Origin of the sequence: Pseudomonas nitroreducens (assembly GCF_014204515.1) — a bacterium.
Taxonomy (GTDB): domain Bacteria; phylum Pseudomonadota; class Gammaproteobacteria; order Pseudomonadales; family Pseudomonadaceae; genus Pseudomonas; species Pseudomonas nitritireducens_A.
In genome coordinates this window covers 1-2,137 of the sequence record NZ_JACHLI010000076.1, presented here as the reverse complement: position 1 = coordinate 2,137, position 2,137 = coordinate 1, and the positions used below count along the sequence as shown (strand labels likewise).

Sequence of the window (2,137 nt, the reverse complement as noted above, 5' to 3'; positions counted from 1 at the left end):
CGAGCCCATGGACATGCGTGCTGGTACGGAGACCGCGCTGGCCAAGGTGGTTTCAGTATTCGGTGCAGCTAAGCCGCACTGCGCTTACCTGTTTGCCAACCGCCGAGCCAACCGGGTGAAAGTGCTGGTTCACGACGGTGTCGGAGTCTGGCTTGCGGCGCGTCGGTTGAACCAAGGCAAATTCCAGTGGCCAGGTATCCATCGTGGATCGGAAGTCGAGCTCGACACTGAGCAGTTGCAGGCGTTGGTGCTGGGTTTGCCTTGGCAGCGTGTTGGTTCCAGCGGAGCGATCACGGTGCTTTGAGATCGGCTATTAGCCCTTCGATATCTCGCCGCCGAGTGCTTGTTCTGACACCATCGCCAGCATGAAGTCCTCGCCCAATCTCGACCAAATGACGCCCGATCAACTGCGCACACTCGCTGCGCAGTTGCTGTCGAAGGTCGATACCATGGGCCGGAAGATCCATCGCGATCAGACGATCATCGAGCAGCTCACCCACGAGATCGCCATTCTCAAGCGACATAAGTTCGCCAAACGCAGCGAGCAGATCAGCCCGGCGCAAGGCAGCCTACTTGATGACCTGCTCAATACCGACCTTGAAGCCATCGAGGCCGAGTTAAAAGCCCTTCATCGCGCCCCGCACAGACAGAACCACGCCAGCAACCCAAGCGTGCAGCGTTGCCGTCGCAGTTCCCTCGCACTGTTATCCATCACGAACCGGACGACACTCAGTGCACCTGTGGCTGCCAACTTCAGCGCATCGGCGAAGACGTCAGCGAGAAACTGGATTACACGCCAGGCGTGTTCACCGTTGAGCAGCACGTACGTGGGAAGTGGGTCTGCCGTCAGTGTGAAACACTGATCCAGGCGCCGATACCGGCACAGGTGATCGACAAGGGTATCCCCACTGCCGGTTTGTTGGCCCACGTGATGGTGGCCAAGTTCTCCGACCATCTTCCGTTGTACCGGCAGGAAAAGATCTTTGGCCGTGCCGGCCTGGCCATCGCCCGCTCGACGCTGGCGCAGTGGGTCGGGCAAACCGGCGTACAACTGCAACCGCTGGTAGATGCACTGCGCGAAGCGGTGCTAGCCCAGCGAGTCGTCCATGCCGATGAAACACCGGTGCAGATGCTGGCACCGGGCGAAAAGAAAACACATCGAGCATATGCCTGGGCCTACTGCACCACACCTTTCTCGGCACTGAAAGCTGTGGTCTACGACTTCAGCCCCAGTCGTGCGGGCGAGCATGCGCGCAACTTCCTGGGCACCTGGAGCGGCAAGCTGGTCTGCGACGACTTCGCTGGCTACAAGGCCAGCTTCGAGCAGGGCATCACCGAAATCGGCTGCATGGCCCACGCCCGGCGCAAGTTTTTCGATCTGCACGTGACGAACAAAAGCCAACTGGCCGAACAGGCGCTGCACTCTATCGCAGGGCTGTACGAAGTCGAACGCCAGACCCAGGAAATGAACGATGAAGGTCGCTGGCGATTACGCCAGGAAATAGCGGTGCCCATCGCAGGCAAGTTGCATGAGTGGATGCTGGCTCAGCGTGAACGCGTGCCTGATGGATCGGCTACGGCCAAGGCTTTGGATTACAGCTTAAAACGCTGGGTAGCGCTAACGCGCTACCTGGACGATGGCGCCGTGCCCATCGACAACAATCAGGTCGAGAACCAGATCCGGCCGTGGGCCCTGGGGCGCTCGAACTGGTTATTTGCCGGGTCGCTGCGCAGCGGCAGACGGGCGGCGGCGATCATGAGCCTGATCCAGTCGGCGCGCATGAACGGGCACGATCCGTAGGCCTCCCTCAAAGACGTACTGACGAGGTTACCGACGCAGAAGACCTGTGAGATCGAACAGTTGCTGCCGCATCAGTGGATGCCGAGCTAACCTGCGCAAGGCGTATTCCCCGCACGCTTACGCCGAAATTCCCTTGGGGATCGGTAGTTCAAGGCGCTGTGTGGGTGGTGTTCGTTGTAATGCTCGAATGCCTTGGCCTGGGAGGCAATGGCGGTGGGCGCATCGGGTTTGCTCATGAAGTCGATGTAATCACGCTTGATTGTCTTCACCAGGCTCTCGGCCATTCCGTTGCTTTGCGGGCTGCATACCGGTGTGGTCAGCGGGATCAGCCCGATG

2 protein-coding genes and 1 pseudogene are annotated in these 2,137 nt (G+C 59.8%); 2 read left to right on the top strand and 1 reads right to left on the bottom strand.

Annotated features, from left to right (window positions below):
* Nucleotides 1-304, top strand: a 304-nt coding sequence (tnpB, locus tag HNP46_RS35580; protein ID WP_184598986.1) for an IS66 family insertion sequence element accessory protein TnpB, incomplete at its 5' end; no start/stop codon positions are given.
* 61 nt (nucleotides 305-365) lie between these two features.
* Nucleotides 366-1,891 (top strand): annotated as a pseudogene (gene tnpC, locus HNP46_RS35575) (IS66 family transposase).
* On the opposite strand, the gene HNP46_RS35570 reads toward tnpC, so the two are convergent.
* The coding region (locus tag HNP46_RS35570) for an integrase core domain-containing protein (RefSeq protein ID WP_184598984.1) at nucleotides 1,888-2,137 on the bottom strand (250 nt) is incomplete at its 5' end. The pseudogene tnpC and the gene HNP46_RS35570 overlap by 4 nt on opposite strands.